Annotated in this window: 1 protein-coding gene; it reads right to left on the bottom strand. The window is 65.3% G+C overall.

All coding sequences use genetic code 11. The features are described from left to right. The coding region (locus tag CD932_RS28690; RefSeq protein ID WP_254926600.1) for a YDG domain-containing protein at window positions 1-1,014 on the bottom strand (1,014 nt) is incomplete at both ends.

Here is a 1,014-nt window from a genome sequence, read left to right as displayed (position 1 = left end):
GTGTAGTTGCCCGCGTCGGCACCGCCGAGCGTAATGCCGTTGACGGCAACGGTTTTGCCAAGCGCCGCATTCTTGTCGGCAAACGCGCCGCTGGCGCTGGCGTTCAGGCTGTCGCCGGCGACCATGCCGGCAAACGCTGCGCCGCCAGTGTTGACGGTGGCGCCGATGGTGCCGTCATAGACCTTGCTGTTGGCCGTGATGCCGGTGACGGTGTTGATGGTGACGCGGCTGATGTCGGCCGTCGTACTGGCTGTGTTGTTCGCCAGCGTGTAGTTGCCGGCGTCAAAGCCGCCAAGCGTGATGCCGCTGACGTTGACCACCTTGCCGGTGGCGGCATTCTTGTCGGCAAACGCGCCGCTGGCACTGGCGTTCAGGCTGTCGCCGGCGACCATGCCGGCAAAGAGAGCGGCGTTCGTGTTGACAGTAGCGCCGCTGGAGCCGTCATAGACCTTGCTGCCGGCGGTGATGCCGCTGACGGTATTGATAGTCGCGCGGCTGATGTCGGCGGTGGTGCTGGCAGTGCTGGTGACCAGCGTGTAGTTGCCGGCGTCGGCGCCACCAAGGGTGATGTCGCTGATGGCAACGGTTTTGCCCAGCGCCGCATTCTTGTTTGCAAACGCGCCGCTGGCAGTGGCGTTCAGGCTGTCCCCATTGACCATGCCGGCAAACGCTGCGCCGGCGGTGCTGACGGTGGCACCGGTAGTACCGTCATAGACCTTGCCGCCAGCCGTAATGCCGGTCACGGCATTGATGGCGGCGCGGCTGATGTCGGCCGTCGTGCTGGCCGTGCTGCTGACCAGCGTGTAGTTACCGGCGTCGGCGCCACCAAGGGTGATGTCGCTGATGGCAACGGCTTTGCCAAGCGCCGCGTTCTTGTCGGCAAACGCACCGCTGGCGGTGGCGTTCAGGCTGTCCCCATTGACCATGCCGGCAAAGGCTGCGCCGGCGGTGCTGACGGTGGCACCGGTAGTACCGTCATAGACCTTGCTGCCAGCCGTAATGCCGGTCACGGCA

It is taken from the genome of Janthinobacterium sp. PC23-8, from assembly GCF_002250505.1.
GTDB lineage: Bacteria > Pseudomonadota > Gammaproteobacteria > Burkholderiales > Burkholderiaceae_D > Janthinobacterium.
Note: the sequence above shows the minus strand (reverse complement) of the source record. Positions and strands in the feature narration are given on the sequence as shown.